Here is a 17,581-nt window from a genome sequence, read left to right as displayed (position 1 = left end):
CGGGATGGGCCGGCAGCGGGCGTACCGGGAGGGTGGAGACGGCACGCAGGGGTCAGACGGGACGTGCCGTCCTCAACCGGCGGCAGGCGCCCCGAACCGGACGAGGACGTGCCAGAGCTGCTTGAGGTGCTGGAGGGTCACCTCGACCGGCCCCCGGTCCGCCCACCGTTCCGGCTCCCGTACCACCGACGCGGCGGCCCGGCCGATCAGCGCGGCGTGGACGGGCTCGCCCGGGCGGGCGAACTGCGCGTGCACCCGCACGGCGAGCGGTGGGATGACCGGGCCGCGGAACTCGGCGTCGACCCCGTCGACCGGCAACTCGAATCCGCCGTGCCAGTGCAGCGGGAAGCCGTGCCGCCCGGCGATCCCGGCGAGGACGCGTCCGGTGTCCGTGCCCAGGAACGACGGGTCGACGACCAGCGCCTCGACGTCTCGGGCGAGGCTCAGCTCGCCGTGGATCTGCGACTCGATGTAGTCGTCCAACGCCCGCCCGGCCGCGATGGATTCCCGCTCGCGGCGGAGGAGCAGCGTACGCAGCAGCAGGCCGGTGTCCATGCCGGCCGTCCCGAGGCTGACGCCGGTGCCGGCGGTGGCCTCGAGCAGCGCGGCCAGCACCGGTTCGAAGGCGTCGAGGGTGCCGAAATCCTTCGGCTGGATGTAGGTGTCGCCGAAGCTGAAGGTGGCCCGGCCCAGGGCCTCGGGGCGCAGCCGCAGGTGGCAGGAGCCGAACCGGGGACAGGCGCCGTCGGAGTGGTCGAGCAGGTTCAGGCCGCCGTACTTCGGGCGCTCCGCGGGGGACACGCCCGGCCGCTGGTACGCCCCGCCGAACATCGCCTCCTCCCAGCGGTCCCGGTCACCGCCGGGGTATGCGGTCAGGCCGCCGTTGGAGATACCGGTCTCGAACTGGCTGCGGTAGACGCCGTCCTGGTCGAACGCTTCGGCGACGGTACGGCCGTCGCGGAGCAGCCGGTCGGGGTGGAAGTTGACCGTCAGCCGCCCGTGCCCGGCCATCGCGGCGATGACCTCCTCCACCCGGTACGCCGTCCCGGAGTCGGCAAGGTACCGGCCAATGGTGGCGAGGGCCGCCGGACGGTCCCGCAACGCCAGGTGGCGGATGTGTCGCAGGGCGGCGGCCTGCGCCGGGGTCAGCCCGGGCGCGGTGACAGGGTCGGACACCGCGCGAGGGTATCAACGGCCGGGCAGCCGGGGGCAGCGGGTTTCCGGTGCTCAGGCGTCGGTGCCGAAGCCGTCCGTGGCGGCACGTTCCTCGGGGGTACGCAGCTCCTGGAACACCGTGAGGTGCAGCCCCGCCGGGGCGTCGAGACGGGCGTTGAGGGACTGCCACGGCGTGACGGTCGGCGGGGCGACCTCGGTGGCGCCCGCCGCGACCAGGCGCTCGGTCACCGCGCGGCTGTCGTCCACTTCGAACGCCACCCGCAGGCACGGCGCGACCTGCCGGCCGACCTCCACCTCGTCGATCATCCGCTTCTGCGCGGGATTCGCCAGCTCCAGGGTGGCCCGACCGGCCTCCAGGATCACCACCCGCGCACCGTCGCCGCCCGAGTACGCCGCCTGCTCGGGCAGGCCCAGGGCGTCGCGGAAGAAGGCGACCGCCGCGTCGTAGTCGTCGGCCTCGACGACGAGGCGGAGCTGGCGTACGGTCGGCGGCTGGTTGTTCCCCGGCGTGGTCATGGCAGTCGATCGTAGTTGTCGGCCGCGCCGAGCCGGGCGAGGAACTGGGCGTTGCCCGCCGTCGCGGTGAGTTGGTGCAGCAGCCGGTCCAGGGCCGACTGGCGGTCCAGCTGGGACAGCGCGGATCGCAGGGCCCGCAGGCGGTGTCGCTCCACGTCGGTGAGGAGGAGTTCCTCCCGGCGGGTGCCGGAGGCACGGACGTCGACGGCCGGGTAGGTGCGCCGGTCGGCCAGCGCGCGGTCCAGCCGCAGCTCGGCGTTGCCGGTGCTCTTGAACTCCTCGTGGATGAGCGTGTCGGCGGCCGAACCGGTCTCGACCAGCGCCGAGGCGAGGATGGTCAGCGAGCCGCCCTCCTCGGCGGCGCGGGCCGCGGCGAGCAGCCGCTTCGGCGGGTTGAGCGCGGCGACGTCCACCCCGCCGGAGAGCGTACGGCCGGCCGACCGGACGGAGATGTTGTAGGCGCGGCCCAGCCGGGTCAGCGAGTCGAGCAGCACGACCACGTCATGCCCCAGCTCGACCAGACGCTTCGCCCGCTCGATCGCCAACTCCGCCACCGTGGTGTGGTCCTGCGGCGGACGGTCGAACGTGGCCGCGATGACCTCGCCCTTCACCGACCGCTGCATGTCGGTGACCTCTTCCGGCCGCTCGTCGACCAGCACCACCATCAGGTGACACTCCGGATTGTTACGGGTGATCGCGTTCGCGATCGCCTGCAACACCATCGTCTTACCCGCCTTCGGCGGCGAGACGATCAACGCCCGCTGACCCTTGCCGATCGGCATCACCAGATCGATGACCCGGGTGGTCAGGATGTGCGGCTCGGTCTCCAGCCGCAGCCGCTCCTGCGGGTACAGCGGGGTGAGCTTGTAGAACTCCGGCCGACGCCGCGCCTCCTCCGGCTCCATCCCGTTGATGGTGTCCAGCCGGACCAGCGGGGCGTGCCGGCCTCGGCGGGGTGGGCCGCCGCGTACCTCGCGGCCGTCCCCGCCGGTGGCGACCGCGCCGGTGACGAGGTCGCCGCGGCGCAGGCCGTACCGGCGTACCTGGGCGGGGGTGACGTACGCGTCCGCGGCGGCGGGCAGGTATCCGTCGACGCGGATCAGGGCGTGGTCGTCGACGGTGTCGACGATGCCGGTGACCGGCGTGGGGGTGTCGCTGTTGTCCATCGGTTGCCTTTCGGTAGCGGGAGTCGCCGGTGGGCGACAAGGGAATGGCTCCCGACGCGCGGACGGGTCGGGTGGGTGGCGTACGCCGGGCCCGCCCGGCGCCGCGACATCCGACCGGGCCGGGGCCGACGCGCAGCCGGTGTTGACGGAGGCGGCCGGACCGGCCGCCACGGGTTCGGCGCCGGTCGGCACGTCGGCCGGTGCGAGCGCCGGGCGGCGGATCCGCGTGACTGTCGACGGTGACCGGTCGCGGGCGACGCGTAGAACGGTCGGGAGGGAAACAAGACTCCGGGTGGCGCTGTGCGCCGGCATCCGGGCCCATCGGCAGGTTAACCCGACAACGCCGGACGGGCAAGCGGGTCGTCACCGAGTCCGCCGGCCGGTACGTCGTCGTGGTGCAGCCGCGCGGCACCCGGTCCCGGCCCGGCCACCAGGCGTCATCTGAGTGTTCTCGCCGGTGGCAAGGACTTTCCGCCCCCTGCGACGGGTATGGCCTGCGGGTCCGGTATTGGCATGGTCTCGGCGAGTGCAGCCGGGCGGGCCGGGTTGGCCCGCCCGGCTACCTCCCCGCTAGTCGCCGGCCAGCACGGTAAAGGTGAAACCGGCGCTCGTCGGACGGCGCAGCGGAATGTCGCACTTGCTCCGGCGCAGTACCTCGTTCCTGCTCAGGCCGAGCCCCTGCGCGATGAGCCGCTCCGGGCGCACCGGCACCGGATCCTCGAAGACGACCTCCGCCTTGACCGGCCACGCCTCGTCGAGCCCTGTCGACGGGGTGTCCAGCCGCCAGGCCCCCTTCCAGTCCAGGGCGAAGCGGTTGCGCCGGGCGAGCAGCGGATCCAACAGCCGGGACGCCACCAGCTCCGGATCGTTGGCGTGATAGCCGTCGAGCTCGGCCGGATCGAATGATCTGACCGGCGCCCGCTCGTGCACGGTGAGCTTGCTCGTCCGATCGCAGGATACGCAGCGGACCAGCAGCCACACGTCCAGCAGCTTGCCGTTGGCGTTGACGCGGAACCTGCCCTCGCCGGTGGTGGCCGACTCCGACCGGCAGTCCACGCACCGCAACGACAGCAGAGGCAGCCTGGTCCGACGAACGACCCAGGGCAGCACGGTATGAGGTTGTGAAGACATGATCTCTAGACCTGATCTCTAGACCCGACACGAGGCCGATTACGCGCGACCTCAAACGCTGTATGACCGGGCGCACGAGGGCAGCCCGGCAGAACCGACGGGAGCGTCGGCTACAGGCGAGCGGAAGAAGGTGTCAGGTCTAGAGAGCAGGCGGGGTCACGCGGTTTTGTCCTCTGTCCTCACTGCGACGGGCCCAGGCAACCTACGGGAACGCGGAAGGAGGACTCAACCGGTTTCCCGACCGAGACCTCGTCAGTGCTGGCGGGACGACCCCTGGCGAAGGGCGATGGTGTCGAGGCCCGGCCGGACGCGGGCGTCAGTGTCCCCGGGCGATCCACTCGTCGAGGTGCGGCGCCTCCGCGCCGATGGTGGTGTCGTCGCCGTGTCCGGTGTGGACGACGGTCTCCGGCGGCAGGGTGAGCAGCCGGGTGCGGATGGACTCGATGATGGTGCCGAAGTCGCTGTGGGAGCGGCCGGTGGCGCCCGGCCCGCCGGCGAACAGGGTGTCGCCGGTGAAGACGACGCCGAGGTCGGGGACGTGCAGGCTGCACGCCCCGGGGCTGTGGCCGGGGGTGTGCAGCACGCGCAGGGTGGCGCCGCCGACCTGGACGGTCTGACCGTCGGCCAGTTCGCCGTCGGGTGGGGTGTCGGGGTGGACCAGGTCCCAGAGCACCCGGTCGGCGGGGTGCAGCAGCACCGGCGCGCCGGTGGTCCGGGCCAGCTCGGGCGCGACCCGTACGTGGTCGTCGTGGGCGTGGGTGGCCAGGATGGCGACCACCTGGCGGTCGCCGACGACCTTGCGGATGGCGGCCACGTCGTGCGGCGCGTCGACGACGACGCACTCGGTGTCGTCGCCGATCACCCAGACGTTGTTGTCGACGTCGAAGGTCTGCCCGTCGAGGGAGAACGTGCCGGAGGTGACGGTGTGGTCGACGCGGGCGGTCACGCGAAGACCACCACCGAGCGGAGCACGTCGCCGTGGTGCATCCGGGTGAACGCCTCCTCGACCTGGTCGAGGGTGATCTCCTCGGTGACGAACGCGTCCAGGTCGAGACGGCCCTGCCGGTACAGCTCGGTGAGCATCGGGAAGTCGCGGCTGGGCAGGCAGTCGCCGTACCAGCTGGACTTGAGCGCACCGCCGCGACCGAAGACGTCCAGCAACGGCAGCTCGATCCGCATCTCCGGGGTGGGTACGCCCACCAGCACCACCGTGCCGGCCAGGTCCCGGGCGTAGAAGGCCTGCTTCCAGGTCTCCGGGCGGCCCACCGCGTCGATCACCACGTCGGCGCCGAAGCCGCCGGTCGCGGCGCGGATCGCCTCGACCGGGTCGTCCTCGGAGCCGTTGACGGTGTGCGTGGCGCCGAACCGGCGCGCCCAGTCGAGCTTGCGGGAGTCGGTGTCGACCGCGATGATCGTCGTCGCCCCGGCCAGGGCCGCGCCGGCCACCGCGGCGTCGCCGACGCCGCCACAGCCGATCACCGCGACCGAGTCGCCCCGGGTCACCTGGCCGGTGTTCATCGCCGCGCCGAGGCCCGCCATCACCCCGCAGCCGAGCAGACCGACGGCGGCCGGCCGGGCGGCCGGGTCCACCTTGGTGCACTGGCCGGCGTGGACCAGGGTCTTCTCGGCGAACGCGCCGATGCCGAGGGCCGGCGCGAGTGCCGTGCCGTCGGTGAGCGTCATCTTCTGGGCCGCGTTGTGGGTGTTGAAGCAGTACCACGGGCGACCCCGGCGGCAGGCCCGGCACTGCCCGCAGACCGCCCGCCAGTTGAGCACCACGAAGTCGCCGGGGGCCACGTCGGTGACGCCCTCGCCGACTCGTTCGACGACGCCGGCGGCCTCGTGGCCGAGCAGGAACGGGTAGTCGTCGGTGATGCCACCCTCGCGGTAGTGCAGGTCGGTGTGGCACACCCCGCAGGACTGGACCCGGACCACCGCCTCGCCCGGCCCCGGGTCCGGCACCACGATCGTGGTGACCTCCACCGGCGCGCCCTTGCGCCGCGACACGACTCCCCGGACTCGCTGGCTCACGGTCCCCTCCCGCCTGCGTCGGAATCCGTACCCCGTGAACCTACCGCCGATCACCACGGGTGGCCCACCCGTGCGCGGCGGGTTATCTCGCGCGTCCCGGGGTACGCGGGAGCCGTTCTCCGGATCCGACGGGAGTGATCATGAGGCTGACGCACACGCCGCTCCGGCTCACCATCGGCGCGTTCATCCTGAATTCCGGGCTCAGCAAGCGTGGCCTGGAGGGCGAGGCGGCGCAGGCGGTGCACGGCATGGCCGTCGGCGCGCTCCCCCAGCTCGGGCAGATCGAGCCGAACCGGTTCGCGAAGCTGCTGTCCCGGGGCGAGACCGCGCTCGGCGCCGCGCTGCTCGTGCCGTTCGTGCCGTCGCTGCTGGCCGGTGCGGCGTTGACCGCCTTCGGCGCCGGGCTGGTGCAGCTCTACCTCAAGACACCCGGGCTGCGGGAGGCGAACAGCCTGCGACCCACCCAGGCCGGCACCGGCATCGCCAAGGACGTGTGGCTGGTCGGCGCCGGGCTCACCCTGATGCTGGACTCGCTGACCCACGGCCGGCGGCGCCACTGACACCGAACGACGACCGGACCGCGACGCGCGGCGTCGGACGTACGGCGGTCAGGTGCCGACCGGTGCGGGGACCGCGACGGCGGCCCGCTCGGCCGCGTGCCGGCGACGGGCGGCGTTGCGGTAGCGGAGCACCTGGACCGCGCCGAGTGCCCAGAGCAGGTACTGCACCGCGAACGCCCAGCGGAACGCGTCCAGCGGCGGGGTGCCCCGCCCGGCCGGGGTGGCCAGGTCGAGGACCACGCCGACGGCCAGCACCAGCAGGATCGAGGCGACGAACCCGCCGACGTTGACGATGCCGGTGGCGCTGCCGATCCGGTGCACCGGGTTGGCGGTGCGCGCGTAGTCGAAGCCGATCACCGAGCCGGGCCCGTTGACCGCGAGGACGACGACGAGGGCCACCAGCAGTCCGTACGGCGCGCGTCCCGGCCAGGCCAGCACGACGGCCCAGATCGCGGCCGTGGCGGCGGTGATCGCGAAGACCAGCACCGAGCGGTGGTACGAGTGCCGGGCGCACAGGTGGGCGATCACCGGGCCGCAGACCAGGGTCACCATGGTCATCAGGGTGAGCAGGGCGGCCGCCGCGGTGGGCGAGAGCCCCTGTCCCTGCACCAGGAACGGGTAGCCCCAGAGCAGCGCGAAGACGGAGCCGGAGAACTGGGTGACGAAGTGGGTCCACAGGCCGAGGCGGGTGCCCGGCTGGGCCCAGGCCTCGGCGAGCTGTCGGCGTACGCCGCGCAGGTCGGGGGCGACGGCCGCGTTGTGCCCGGTGTGCGGGGTGTCGCGGACGGCGACGAGGACGATCAGCAGCACGGTGGTGCCGAGCGCCGCCGCGGTGAGGAACGCGGGCGTCCAGCCGGCGTGGTGCAGCAGCGCCACCAGCGGGATCGCGCCGAGCACCGCGCCGAGCTGCCCGACGGTGCCGGTGAGCTGCACCAGCAGCGGGTTGCGTCGCCCGGGGAACCAGAACGCCACGATGCGCAGCACGCTGATGAAGGTCATCGCGTCGCCGAGGCCGACCAGTACGCGGGCGACGATCGCGAGGCGGACGTCGGTGGCGACGGCGAAGCAGAGCTGACCGGCGACCATCAGCGCGCCGCCGGCCACCAGCAGCCGGCGGGAGCCGAACCGGTCGAGCAGCACCCCGACCGGCACCTGCATGGCCGCGTACACGGCGAGTTGGGCGACGGAGAAGGTGGCCAGCGCGGAGGCGTTGATGTGGAAGCGGTCCGCCGCGTCCACTCCGGTGACGCCGAGGGTGCTGCGCTGGAAGACCGCGACGAGGTACGCGGTGAGCGCGACCGCGTACACCAGGGCGGCGGGGCGGCGGGCTGAACGGGCGGCGGACGGACCGGCGGCGGTCACCGCAGCGTCCGCAGCACGGTCGCGGCGTTGTCGATGTGCGCGCCGACCGCGTCGAGCCAGGGTTGCGGGTCGTCCCCGTCGAGCGCGGCGAGCTGGCCGGCGTGCTCGGTGAGGGCCACCTCGGCCCAGCCGGGCGAGAGCCGGAAGCTGGCCTCGCCCATCCGCAGTTGCCGGTCACGCAGCCGGTGGTACAACTCGGCGAGGATCTCGTTGCCGGCCGCCTCGACCACGGTGGCGTGGAAGGCCCGGTCGGCGGCCATCAGGGCGGTGACGTCACCGGCGACGTGCGCCCGGCGCATCTCGTCGAGCCAGCGCGCCAGGTCGGGCCGGAGCGCGGCCCGGCGGGGCCAGACCCGCTCGGCGGAGTGCAGCTCGACCAGGCGCCGGGCCTCGATCACGTCGGCGATCTCCCGGGCCGAGACGGGCCGGATCAGGGCGCCGCGCTTCGGGTAGAGCGCGACCAGACCCTCGGCCTCCAGGCGCAGCAGGGCCTCCCGCACGGGGGTACGGGAGACTCCGGCCGCCTCGGCGATCTCCCCCTCGCTGATCAGCAGGCCGCCCGGGTAGACCTGCTCCAGGATGGCCCGTTTGAGGTGCCGGTACGCCCGCTCGGCGCACGACGGAGCGGCGGCGCTCGCCGAGGGGGTGGGACGCGTCATGTATCTATGATGCGTACCACCTGGTCCGGGGCGGTCCGGCGCTGTCCGGATCGTGGTCCGGGCCACTCCGGGTCAGCCGGTTCGCAGGGCGATCAGGCCGTCGTCGCCGAGCGCGAACCGGGTCCGGTACGGCGTGCCGAGGCCGTCGAGCAGCTCCGCCAGCCACTGGGCCTCCTCCGGCGCGGCCGGTTCCAGCCGCATCCGCCGCGTCCGCACCGGCGCCAGGCGCAGCCCGCGCAGCTCACCGGTGTCCGCGTCGAGCGTGGGCAGGTGCAGCAACCGCAGCTCCGGCCGGTACGACTCCTGCCCGCCGATGCCCTCGTAGTCGTCGATCAGGTCACCGCAGCCGTACAGGACGAGCCGCCCCCGATACCGCTCGACCGGACGCGGGTGATGCGACGAGTGGCCGTGCACCAGATGCACTCCGGCGTCGATCAGCGTGTGCGCGAAGCGGACGTGTTCGTCCGGCACCTCGTACCCCCAGTTCGAGCCCCAGTGCACCGACACCACCACCAGGTCCCGTGGCCCGGCCGACCGAGCGACGCGGTCGGCGAGCGCCTCGGCCGACCCTGCCGAGACGTCCAGGTACGCCACCCCGGGCCGCCCCTCGGCCGCGGCCCACTGCGGGTACACCCCGCTCGACGGGGCGCCCACCGACCAGAGGAGCAGCCGACGCCCACCGGGCAGCGGCAGCACGGCGGGCCGCCACGCCTCGTCGGCGTCGCGGCCCGCGCCGGCGGTCGACAGGCCCGCCCCGCGCAGGGCGTCGAGGGTGTCGGCCAGCCCGGTCGGGCCGAAGTCGAGAACATGGTTGTTGGCCAGCGCGCAGACGTCGAGCCGGGCGGCGGTGAGGCAGGCCAGGTTGGCCGGGTTCATCCGGTAGTGGATGCCCTTGCCGGGGGCGTACTCGCCCCGGCCGGTCACCGACGTCTCCAGGTTGACGATCCGGACGTCCGGGCGCAGGGCGTCCAGCAGGCGCAGCGCCGAACCCCACGGCCATTCGGGCGGAACCGCTCGCGGCACCGGACCGTTGACGGACTCGGCCAGCTCGACGTAGCGGCGGGCGTCGGTGACCGCCTGCTCCCGCAGCGCGGGCGGCCCCGGGTGGGGCAGGATCTGGTCCACGCCCCGGCCGGTCATCACGTCGCCGGCGAGGAAGAGGGTCACCTCGGCCATGCCCGTCGTGTTCCCGCCTCCACCGTTCGCGCACCTCGTGGACGGGCGAAGCCGGGCGGACGGCGAGGGCGACCCGCGGCGGGCACCCGTCGGAGCCCGGCAGTTCTATCCTGCCCGAATGCTGATCATGGATTCCGACGTGGCGGTGGCGGCGGCGGAGGCCGGCGCCGCCGTCGTGCGTTCCCGGTACGGGGCGACGCTGGCGCGCGTGCCCAAGTCCGGAGGCGACTTCGCCACCGCCGCCGACATCGAGGCGGAACAGGCGATCCTCGACGTCATCCGGGCCGCCCGGCCGGACGACGCGGTGCTCGGGGAGGAGAGCGGACACACCGGGCCCGCAGCCGAACGCACCTGGCTGGTCGATCCGCTGTGCGGCACCCTGAACTACGCGGCACGGATGCCGCTGGTCGCGGTGAACGTGGCCCTGCGCACCGGCACCGACACGACGGTGGCCGCCGTGGCCGATCCGTTCGCCGGGGAGGTGTTCCGGACCGACGGCGGCCCGGCCCGGGTCCGCCGCGACGGAGTGGACGAACCGCTCACCCCGTCCGCCGAGTCAGGGCTGGTGGACGTCAACCTCGACCCGCCGTTTCCGAACGATCCCGCGTTCCGGGCCGTACGGTTGCTCGGGCACCCGGAGTTCGTGGCGCGGTTCCGGCCACGGGTGGTCTCCACGACCCTGGCGCTGGCCTGGGTCGCCGCCGGCCGGCGCGCGGCGTACGTGACCGACGGTCACCTGCGGGACAGCGTGCACTTCGCCGCCGGGATCGCCCTGTGCCGGGCCGCCGGGTGCGTGGTGACCGGCATTCACGGTCAGCCGCTGCACACCGGCGCGGGCGGACTGCTGGTGGCCGCGGACCACGACACGCACCGCGCCCTGCTGGCCCTCGTCAAGGAACAGTTCGCGGGATGAGGTCGGGCCCCGCTATCCGGGCGCGTGGCGCGACCAGAACTGCGTGACCAGCGCGTGGAACGCCGCGGCCCGCTCGATCTGCGGCATGTGCCCGGTGTCCTGGAACAGGTGACTGCGGGCCTTCGGCAGCCGGGCGCGGGCGTTGGCCAGGTGACCGGCCGGCAGGATCAGGTCCCGGTCGCCCCAGACGACCAGCGTGGGCAGGTCCAGTGCGGCCACCGCGGTGAGCAACTCCTGCCGCCACTGCGGCCGTACCCCCCGCCAGGTGCCCAGGCTGCCGACCAGTTCCAGCATCACCCGGGCGGCGTGCGGCTGCCGGGCCACGGCGAGAGCGGCGGCGACGCGCTCCTCGGTGACGTACGCCGGGTCGTGGAAGATGGCCCGCTCGGTGCGGCGGGCGATCGCCGGGTGTGGGCGCAGCAGCAGCCGGCCCAGCGGGCGCAGCGCGAGCAGCCGCAGCGCGACGGTGACCTCCCGGCCGAAGCCGGCGCTGTTGACCAGCACCAGGCTCGCCGCGCGGGTCGGGTCGTCGGCGGCGAGCCGCATCGCCACCGCGCCGCCGAGGGAGTTGCCGACCAGGTGCGCCGGGCCGGTGATCCCGGCGGCGTCCAGGGTCTGCGCGACGGCTGCGGCCAGGGCCGGGAGGGTGTGCGGCGGGTCCAGCGGCGCGCTGCCGCCGTGACCGGGCAGGTCGACGCTGACCACCCGGTGGTCGCGGGACAGCAGCGCGTGCTGGGCGGTGAAGTCGTCGAGGGTACGGCCGATGCCGTGCAACAGCACCACCGGCGGGCCGTCGCCGGCGATCCGGCAGCGGACCCGCCGGCCGGCGACGGTCAGCTCGTCGGCCGGCGGCGGGGCGACGGTCACGCCGACCGCTCCGGACCGGGCGCGACGGGCTCCGGAGCGGTCCGGCCCGCCGGCATCCGGACGCGGGTCCCCAGCGCCAGGATCCTCCCGTACGAGGCGGGGGCGAGCCGGACCAGCAGGTCGGGCAGCTTGGCCGACCAGCCGATCAGCACCCGCCCCCGGCGACGGCGGACGCCGCGCAGGATCACCTCGGCGGCCTTCGCGGGGTCGATGGAGAGCAGCTTCTCGAACTGCTGGCGGCCGGCCTCGAACTCCTCGCGGGGGACGCCGCTGCCCACCCGCGCGCTGGCGGCGATCCGGGTCCGGATGCCGCCGGGATGCACCGAGGTGACCCCGACGCCGTCGTCGACCAGTTCGTGCCGCAGCGCCTCGGTGAAGCCCCGGACGGCGAACTTGCTGGCCGAGTACGCGGTCTGCCCCGCGGGCGCGATCAGCCCGAACAGGCTGGAGATGTTGACCAGGTGGGCGCCCGGCTCGGCCTTGAGCGCGGGCAGCAGGGCGTGGGTCAGCCGGACCACGGACCGGAAGTTGATCTCGATAACCCAGAGGAACTCGTCCAGGGTCACCTGGTCGAACCGGCCGCCCAGCGCCACCCCGGCGTTGTTGACCAGCAGCCGGATCCGGGGATGCCGTCGGCGCAGCTCGGTGGCCGCCCGGTCGGTGGCGTCGGCGTCGGCGAGGTCGACCAGGTGGGTGTCGATGCGTCGGTCGGGGTGGGCGACGCGGATCGCGGCGGCCACCGCGTCGAGGCGTTCGGCGTCCCGGTCCAGCAGGACCAGGTCGGCGCCGCGACGGGCCAGCCCGTACGCGAGGGCCTCGCCGATGCCGCTGGCCGCGCCGGTCACCACCGCGGTGCCGCCGGGGAAGACGAAGTCACGCATCCGGAAGTGCTCCTCTCGGTCAGGCGATGGGTGCGGTGGGCCGCGCGGCATCGGCATCGGCACCGGCGGAGGCGGGCGCGCCGGCCCGGGAGAAGCGCACCCCCTCGTCGGTGAGCCGGCCGTGCCGCATCAGCAGCACGTCCAGGGGGTAGTTCTGGTGCAGCCGCCAGGGCGCCTTCGGCCCCTGCTTCGGGAGCCGGTCGACGGCGCGCAGCACGTACCCGGACTTCAGGTCGATGAGCGGCGCCAGCTCGCCGGAGTCAGGGGCGAGCGGGGTGACGATCTGCTGGCCGGTGGCGTCGAGGTGGCGCAGCAGCCGGCAGACGTACGTGGCGACCAGGTCGGCCTTGAGGGTCCAGGAGGCGTTGGTGTAGCCGATGGTCAGGGCGAAGTTCGGCACGCCGGAGAGCATCATGCCCTTGTAGGCGACCGTGCCGGCCAGGTCCACCTCCGCGCCGTCCACGGCGAGGGACATGCCGCCGAGGGCGAGCAGGTTGAGGCCGGTGGCGGTGACGACGACGTCGGCGGGCAGTTCCGCGCCGGAGCCGAGCCGGATGCCCCGCTCGGTGAAGGTGTCGATGGTGTCGGTGACCACCGAGGCCCGCCCGTCGCTGACCGCGGTGAAGAGGTCGCCGTCGGGGACGACGCAGAGCCGCTGGTCCCAGGGGTGGTAACGGGGCGAGAAGTGCCGGTCGATGTCGTACCCGACCGGCAGCCGGCCCCGGGCGGCCCGACGCAGGAACCGCTTCACCAGGCCCGGGGCACGCCGGCTGAGCTGGAAGTTGGCCACCCCGAGCAGCACGTTCCGCCAACGCACCACCGGGTACGCGGCCTTCGCGGGCAGCCGGCGCCGCAGCGCGTCGGCGAGCCGGTCGCGCGAGGGCAGCGCGACGACGTACGTGGGTGAGCGCTGGAGCATGGTGACGTGGCCGGCCCGCTCGGCCATCGCCGGGACCAGGGTGACCGCGGTGGCGCCGCTGCCGATCACCACCACCCGCTTGCCGGTCCAGTCGAGGTCCGCCGGCCAGTGCTGCGGGTGCACCAGCCGGCCGGCGTACCGGTCGACGCCCGGGAACTCGGGGGTGTAGCCCTCGTCGTAGCGGTAGTAGCCGGCGCAGGTGAACAGGAACCCGCAGGTGAGGACGACGTCCTCGCCGGTGTCGGCGCGGTGGGCGTGGACCGTCCAGCGGGCGGTGGCACTGTCCCACTCGGCGCGGACCACCCGGTGGTGGAAGCGGATGTGCCGCTCGACGTCGTACTCGCGGGCGGTCTCCCGCACGTACGCCCGGATGGAGTCGCCGTCGGCGATCGCCTTCGGGTCGGTCCACGGCTTGAACGCGTAGCCGAGGGTGAACATGTCCGAGTCGGAGCGGATGCCGGGGTAGCGGAACAGGTCCCAGGTGCCGCCGACGGCGGCCCGCGCCTCCAACACCGCGTAGGTCTTGCCCGGGCAGCGGGTCCGTAGCTGGGCGGCGGCGCCGACGCCGGAGAGCCCGGCACCCACGATGAGGACGTCGACGTGGTCGGCCATGGCGGTCTCCGGTTCGGGCGGGGTGACCGGACAGTACCGCGCCGACGCGCGGCCGGCGAACGGGCCGCGCGATCGGCGACGGTGGCGCGACCGATCAGCCGGCCCGCGTGAAATCCATGATCCAGTTCGTCTCCCAGGTGCGCTCACCGTCGACGGAGAACGCCTGTTCCCACCGGCACGAGGTCGGGGTGATGCCGGACCAGATGAACCGGCAGCGGACCGGCCGCCCCTCGTCGGTGTCGTCGGCGTAGAAGGTGCCGACACCGTCGACGAACCGACCCACCACCGGCGGCAGTTCCAGGACGCCCCGGCGACTGTTCATCCAGTAGATCGACCAGAGCCCGGTCTCCGCGTCGAGGATCCGCACCGTGGACCCGGAGAAGCCGCGGGTCGGAAAGCGGATCTCGTCGAAGCTGCCCGCGCCGTCGAAGAACGAGTGCGCCACCGAGATGCCGGGGAACTCGTCCCAGTCGTCGCTACCGACGTGCCGCTTCGTCAGCCGCCGGTTGGCCACGTCCCAGGTGCCGATGAAGAAGTCGAAGTCGCCCATCAGTGGCCCACCGGCCCGGCGGCGCGGGTGTCGGCCAGGTAGCCGGCCAGGTCGGGCTCGTCGGGGGCGAGCAGGTGGCGTACCCAGGCGGCGCGCTCGTGCTCCAGCACGCCCAGTTCCCAGACGCAGCCCGCCCCGGGCCGGTCCAGCGGGACGAAGTGCGTGGGGTCGTCGTCCGGGCAGTCCAGCGCCGGCTGACCGGCGATCGCGATCCGGCACTCCACCACGTTGTCCCAGAACCAGGTGTACGCCAGCAGGTACGCGCCGGTGTCCGCGCCCCGGTGCAGCACCACCCAGCTCGCCGGCGGCGTCGTCCCGTCCGGCTCGGGCAAAAGCTTCGGCAGGTGGGCGTACGCGGACTCGACCACCTCCGGTTCGAGGCGGCGGTCCGGCTGGTCGATGTGGTAGCGCTTGACGTGCCAGCCGGCGACCTCGACGGTCCCCGGCACGGTCAGCTCCTTGTCGTGGAATGCCATGCCCGCACGGTAGGGACATTCCCCTGACAGCTAGTGTCAGTGGAATGCGGGCCAGTCGCCTCCTGTCGATCCTGCTGCTGCTCCAGGCCCACGGCCGGCTCACCGCCACCGAGCTGGCACGCCGCCTGGAGGTGTCGGTACGCACCATCTACCGGGACGTCGAGTCGCTGCACGCCGCCGGCATCCCGCTGTACGGCGAGGCCGGCCACGCCGGCGGCTACCAGCTCGTCGACGGCTGGCGGACCCGGCTGACCGGGCTCACCGCCGAGGAGGCCGATCGGCTGCTCTTCGCCGGGCTGCCGGGGCCGGCCGCCGAGCTGGGCTACCAGTCGGTCGTGGCCACCGTCCAGCTCAAGCTGCGGGCCGCGCTGCCGCCGCCGCTCGCCGACCGGGCCGCCCGGCTGGAACAGCGGTTCCACCTGGACACCCCCGGCTGGTACTCCGACGGCGACCCGTCGCCGTACCTCGCGCCGACGGCGGAGGCGGTGTGGCGGCAGCACCGGATCCGGGTCCGCTACCGGAGCTGGACCGGCGAGGTGACCCGGGTCCTGGAACCGTACGGCCTGGTGCTCAAGGGCGGCCGGTGGTACGTGGTGGCGGCCCGGCCGGACCGGGCCGAACCGGTCACCTACCGGGTCAACCAGATCCTCGACCTGACCCCGCTCGACGAGCCGTTCGACCGGCCCGAGTTCGACCTGCCCGGCTGGTGGCGGGCGCACGTGGTGGACTTCCGGGCCCGGCTGCACCGGGACGAGGCGACCGTACGGCTCTCCCCGCGCGGCCGGGAACGGCTACGGGAGATCGCGAGCGACCCGGTGGTTGCGGCGTTGGACGCCACCGCCGGTCCACCGGACCAGGCCGGGTGGGTGCACGCCGTCATCCCGATCGAGTCGCTCACCCACGCCCACGGCGAGCTGCTGCGGCTCGGCGCCGAGGTGGAGGTCCTCTCCCCCGCCGCGCTGCGCGACCGTCTCGCCGGCACCGCCGCCGCCCTCGCCGCCCTCTACCGCCCGCCCCTCCCTGGCCTGCCCCAGCCCCGTTGATCAATAAGTTCGCACACCTCTTGGTCAACGCCGCCACCCCGACGGCGTCAGCGCAGCTCGCGGAGGGCCTCACCGACGGCGGCGACGCCGCGTTCGATGTCGCCGACCGGGTTGGCGGCGTAGCCGAGCACCAGACCGGGCGGCTGCGGCAACTGGCCGTGCCAGGACAGCGGCTGCACCTTGACACCCCGGTGCAGCGCGGCGGCGGCCAGCGTGACGTCGTCGACGTCGCCGTCCAGGGTGACCAGCAGGTGCAGGCCGGCGGCGGCGCCGTGCACGACCGCACCGGGCAGGTGCTCGCCGATGGCGCGGATCATCGCGTCCCGGCGGCGTACGTGCCGGCGGCGCAGCAGCCGCAGGTGGCGTTCCAGCGCGCCGGAGTCCATCAGCTCGGCCAGCACGAGCTGCGGCAGGGCCGCGTTCCCGAGGTCGGCCATCCGCTTGGCGGCCACCAGCGCGGCGTGGTGCCGGGGCGGCACCAGGACCCAGCCGAGACGCAGTGCCGGGGCGAGCAGCTTGGAGACGCTGCCGGCGTAGCAGACCCGCTCGGGCAGCATGCCGCGCAACGCCGGCACCGGCGGCCGGTCGTAACGGTGCTCGGCGTCGTAGTCGTCCTCGATGACCAGGCCACCACGCTGCGCCCAACGCAGCAGCCGGCGACGCCGCTCGCCGTCGAGGACCACGCCGGTCGGGAACTGGTGCGCGGGGGTGAGCATCACCGCCGGGGCACCGGTGGCCACCAGCCGGTCGACGCGCAGCCCGTGCCCGTCCACCGGGACGGGCGGGGTGTCGAGTCGCCAGTTGTGCAGGTGCTGGCGTACGCCGAGGGAGCCCGGGTCCTCCACGGCGACGGTGTGGACGCCGTCGGCGTGCAGCACCTGGGCGAGCAGGCCGAGCGCCTGGGTCACCCCGGCGACGATCACCACCTCGGCCGGGTCGACCCGGATGCCCCGGTTGCGGGCCAGCCAGGTGGCGACCGCCAGCCGCAGCGCGGGCGCGCCGGTCGGGTCGCCGTACCCGAAGGCGGCGGGCGCGAGGCGGTGCAGCACCGCGCGTTCCGCGCGCAGCCAGGCCGCGCGGGGGAAGGCCGCCAGATCGGGTACGCCGGGCGTCAGGTCGAGCCCCGCCGGGGCGGTACGCAGCGCGTCGAAGACGTCGGTGCCCGGCGAGCCGGCGAACACCTCGGTCCGGGCGGGCGGCCGCGGTGCGGGGGTGACCACCACGGCGGGCGTGGCCACCACGACGGTGCCGGCCCGGCCGCGCCCCAGCACGTGACCGTCCTCGGTGAGCCGCTGGTACGCCTCGGTCACCACGCCCCGGGAGACGCCCAGTTCGGCGGCGAGGACCCGGCTGGCCGGCAGGCGGGCGCCCACCGGCACCCGGCCGTCGGCGATGGCCGCCCGGAGCCGGGCGGCGAGCCAGTCGGCGCGTCCACCGGGCGGAGCTTCGCCCACGTCGAGTTGCAGGAAATCCGCGCCGGCCGTTATGGACTCCTCGGCCGGCGACGGTTTGGCCCTGTCCACCGGACCATTATGGCCGGAGG

17 protein-coding genes and 1 pseudogene are annotated in these 17,581 nt (G+C 74.0%); 3 read left to right on the top strand and 15 right to left on the bottom strand.

The genetic code is table 11. From position 1 onward, the window contains the following. Window positions 1–72: 72 nt before the first annotated feature. The 6 genes and pseudogenes from GA0070621_RS11125 to GA0070621_RS11100 all read right to left on the bottom strand — a co-directional run bounded on the left by GA0070621_RS11125 (window position 73) and on the right by GA0070621_RS11100 (window position 6,020). Window positions 73–1,176: a DUF3626 domain-containing protein gene (locus GA0070621_RS11125; RefSeq protein WP_167666800.1), complete on the bottom strand. Its 1,104-nt coding sequence runs from the start codon at window positions 1,174–1,176 to the stop codon at window positions 73–75. A gap of 51 nt (window positions 1,177–1,227) precedes the next feature. Then, a complete protein-coding gene (locus tag GA0070621_RS11120) occupies window positions 1,228–1,692 on the bottom strand; it encodes a VOC family protein (protein ID WP_091194296.1) in 465 nt (154 codons plus the stop codon). After that, window positions 1,689–2,867 (bottom strand): annotated as a pseudogene (gene rho / locus GA0070621_RS11115) (transcription termination factor Rho); the annotation flags it as partial. The pseudogene rho and the gene GA0070621_RS11120, both read right to left, overlap by 4 nt. A 561-nt stretch (window positions 2,868–3,428) precedes the next feature. Continuing rightward, a complete protein-coding gene (locus GA0070621_RS11110; RefSeq protein ID WP_167666799.1) occupies window positions 3,429–3,914 on the bottom strand; it encodes a DUF1062 domain-containing protein in 486 nt (161 codons plus the stop codon). Window positions 3,915–4,305: 391 nt separating this feature from the next. Then, window positions 4,306–4,935 carry an MBL fold metallo-hydrolase gene (locus GA0070621_RS11105; RefSeq protein WP_091194287.1) on the bottom strand — a complete coding sequence of 210 codons (630 nt, stop codon included), beginning with the start codon at window positions 4,933–4,935 and terminating at the stop codon, window positions 4,306–4,308. Further along, complete coding sequence (locus tag GA0070621_RS11100) at window positions 4,932–6,020, bottom strand: S-(hydroxymethyl)mycothiol dehydrogenase (protein WP_091194284.1); 1,089 nt, start codon at window positions 6,018–6,020, stop codon at window positions 4,932–4,934. The genes GA0070621_RS11105 and GA0070621_RS11100 overlap by 4 nt, the downstream gene beginning before the upstream one ends. Window positions 6,021–6,160: 140 nt before the next feature. Here GA0070621_RS11100 and GA0070621_RS11095 point away from each other — a divergent pair, with 140 nt between their 5' ends. Continuing rightward, the gene (locus GA0070621_RS11095; RefSeq protein WP_091202264.1) at window positions 6,161–6,580 is read left to right on the top strand and encodes a hypothetical protein; all 420 of its coding nucleotides are present in this window, start codon (window positions 6,161–6,163) and stop codon (window positions 6,578–6,580) included. Between the two features lie 48 nt (window positions 6,581–6,628). Here GA0070621_RS11095 and GA0070621_RS11090 read toward each other — a convergent pair whose 3' ends face one another. The 3 genes from GA0070621_RS11090 to GA0070621_RS11080 form a co-directional block, all read right to left on the bottom strand. Beyond that, window positions 6,629–7,942 (bottom strand): MFS transporter, encoded by a 1,314-nt coding sequence (locus GA0070621_RS11090; RefSeq protein WP_091194281.1) that lies wholly within the window; start codon window positions 7,940–7,942, stop codon window positions 6,629–6,631. Beyond that, window positions 7,939–8,601 carry a GntR family transcriptional regulator gene (locus GA0070621_RS11085; protein WP_091194278.1) on the bottom strand — a complete coding sequence of 221 codons (663 nt, stop codon included), beginning with the start codon at window positions 8,599–8,601 and terminating at the stop codon, window positions 7,939–7,941. The genes GA0070621_RS11090 and GA0070621_RS11085 overlap by 4 nt, the downstream gene beginning before the upstream one ends. A gap of 72 nt (window positions 8,602–8,673) precedes the next feature. Next, entirely contained in the window at window positions 8,674–9,777 is a 1,104-nt protein-coding gene (locus tag GA0070621_RS11080; protein WP_091194274.1) for a CapA family protein, read from the bottom strand. Between the two features lie 118 nt (window positions 9,778–9,895). Here GA0070621_RS11080 and GA0070621_RS11075 point away from each other — a divergent pair, with 118 nt between their 5' ends. After that, on the top strand, window positions 9,896–10,690 hold the full coding sequence (locus tag GA0070621_RS11075) for an inositol monophosphatase family protein (protein ID WP_091202263.1): 795 nt from the start codon (window positions 9,896–9,898) through the stop codon (window positions 10,688–10,690). A gap of 12 nt (window positions 10,691–10,702) precedes the next feature. Here GA0070621_RS11075 and GA0070621_RS11070 read toward each other — a convergent pair whose 3' ends face one another. The 5 genes from GA0070621_RS11070 to GA0070621_RS11050 form a co-directional block, all read right to left on the bottom strand. Beyond that, window positions 10,703–11,557, bottom strand: a complete 855-nt coding sequence (locus tag GA0070621_RS11070) for an alpha/beta fold hydrolase (RefSeq protein WP_091194272.1) — start codon at window positions 11,555–11,557, stop codon at window positions 10,703–10,705. Further along, entirely contained in the window at window positions 11,554–12,438 is an 885-nt protein-coding gene (locus tag GA0070621_RS11065; protein WP_091194269.1) for an SDR family NAD(P)-dependent oxidoreductase, read from the bottom strand. Before GA0070621_RS11065 ends, GA0070621_RS11070 begins: the two co-directional genes overlap by 4 nt. A gap of 19 nt (window positions 12,439–12,457) precedes the next feature. Next, window positions 12,458–13,969: a flavin-containing monooxygenase gene (locus GA0070621_RS11060; RefSeq protein WP_091194265.1), complete on the bottom strand. Its 1,512-nt coding sequence runs from the start codon at window positions 13,967–13,969 to the stop codon at window positions 12,458–12,460. A gap of 94 nt (window positions 13,970–14,063) precedes the next feature. Further along, the gene (locus GA0070621_RS11055; protein ID WP_091194262.1) at window positions 14,064–14,519 is read right to left on the bottom strand and encodes a hypothetical protein; all 456 of its coding nucleotides are present in this window, start codon (window positions 14,517–14,519) and stop codon (window positions 14,064–14,066) included. Then, complete coding sequence (locus tag GA0070621_RS11050) at window positions 14,519–14,995, bottom strand: hypothetical protein (protein ID WP_091194260.1); 477 nt, start codon at window positions 14,993–14,995, stop codon at window positions 14,519–14,521. Before GA0070621_RS11050 ends, GA0070621_RS11055 begins: the two co-directional genes overlap by 1 nt. A 44-nt stretch (window positions 14,996–15,039) precedes the next feature. On the opposite strand from GA0070621_RS11050, the gene GA0070621_RS11045 reads away from it, so the two are divergent. Next, on the top strand, window positions 15,040–16,038 hold the full coding sequence (locus GA0070621_RS11045; protein ID WP_091194257.1) for a helix-turn-helix transcriptional regulator: 999 nt from the start codon (window positions 15,040–15,042) through the stop codon (window positions 16,036–16,038). A 47-nt stretch (window positions 16,039–16,085) separates the two neighbouring features. Here the strand turns inward: GA0070621_RS11045 and pdxR are convergent, their stop codons facing one another. Next, window positions 16,086–17,561 carry a MocR-like pyridoxine biosynthesis transcription factor PdxR gene (pdxR, locus tag GA0070621_RS11040; RefSeq protein WP_091194254.1) on the bottom strand — a complete coding sequence of 492 codons (1,476 nt, stop codon included), beginning with the start codon at window positions 17,559–17,561 and terminating at the stop codon, window positions 16,086–16,088. Window positions 17,562–17,581 lie beyond the last annotated feature (20 nt).

Source organism: Micromonospora narathiwatensis (assembly GCF_900089605.1).
Lineage (GTDB): Bacteria > Actinomycetota > Actinomycetes > Mycobacteriales > Micromonosporaceae > Micromonospora > Micromonospora narathiwatensis.
Note: the sequence above shows the minus strand (reverse complement) of the source record. Positions and strands in the feature narration are given on the sequence as shown.

Coding starts and splice junctions, on each gene's coding strand:
- GA0070621_RS11120 (WP_091194296.1), bottom strand. CDS start 1,692: ATGACCACGCCGGGGAACAACCAGCCGCCGACCGTACGCCAGCTCCGC.
- GA0070621_RS11095 (WP_091202264.1), top strand. CDS start 6,161: ATGAGGCTGACGCACACGCCGCTCCGGCTCACCATCGGCGCGTTCATC.
- GA0070621_RS11085 (WP_091194278.1), bottom strand. CDS start 8,601: ATGACGCGTCCCACCCCCTCGGCGAGCGCCGCCGCTCCGTCGTGCGCC.
- GA0070621_RS11080 (WP_091194274.1), bottom strand. CDS start 9,777: ATGGCCGAGGTGACCCTCTTCCTCGCCGGCGACGTGATGACCGGCCGG.
- GA0070621_RS11075 (WP_091202263.1), top strand. CDS start 9,896: ATGCTGATCATGGATTCCGACGTGGCGGTGGCGGCGGCGGAGGCCGGC.
- GA0070621_RS11065 (WP_091194269.1), bottom strand. CDS start 12,438: ATGCGTGACTTCGTCTTCCCCGGCGGCACCGCGGTGGTGACCGGCGCG.
- GA0070621_RS11060 (WP_091194265.1), bottom strand. CDS start 13,969: ATGGCCGACCACGTCGACGTCCTCATCGTGGGTGCCGGGCTCTCCGGC.
- GA0070621_RS11055 (WP_091194262.1), bottom strand. CDS start 14,519: ATGGGCGACTTCGACTTCTTCATCGGCACCTGGGACGTGGCCAACCGG.
- GA0070621_RS11050 (WP_091194260.1), bottom strand. CDS start 14,995: ATGGCATTCCACGACAAGGAGCTGACCGTGCCGGGGACCGTCGAGGTC.
- GA0070621_RS11045 (WP_091194257.1), top strand. CDS start 15,040: ATGCGGGCCAGTCGCCTCCTGTCGATCCTGCTGCTGCTCCAGGCCCAC.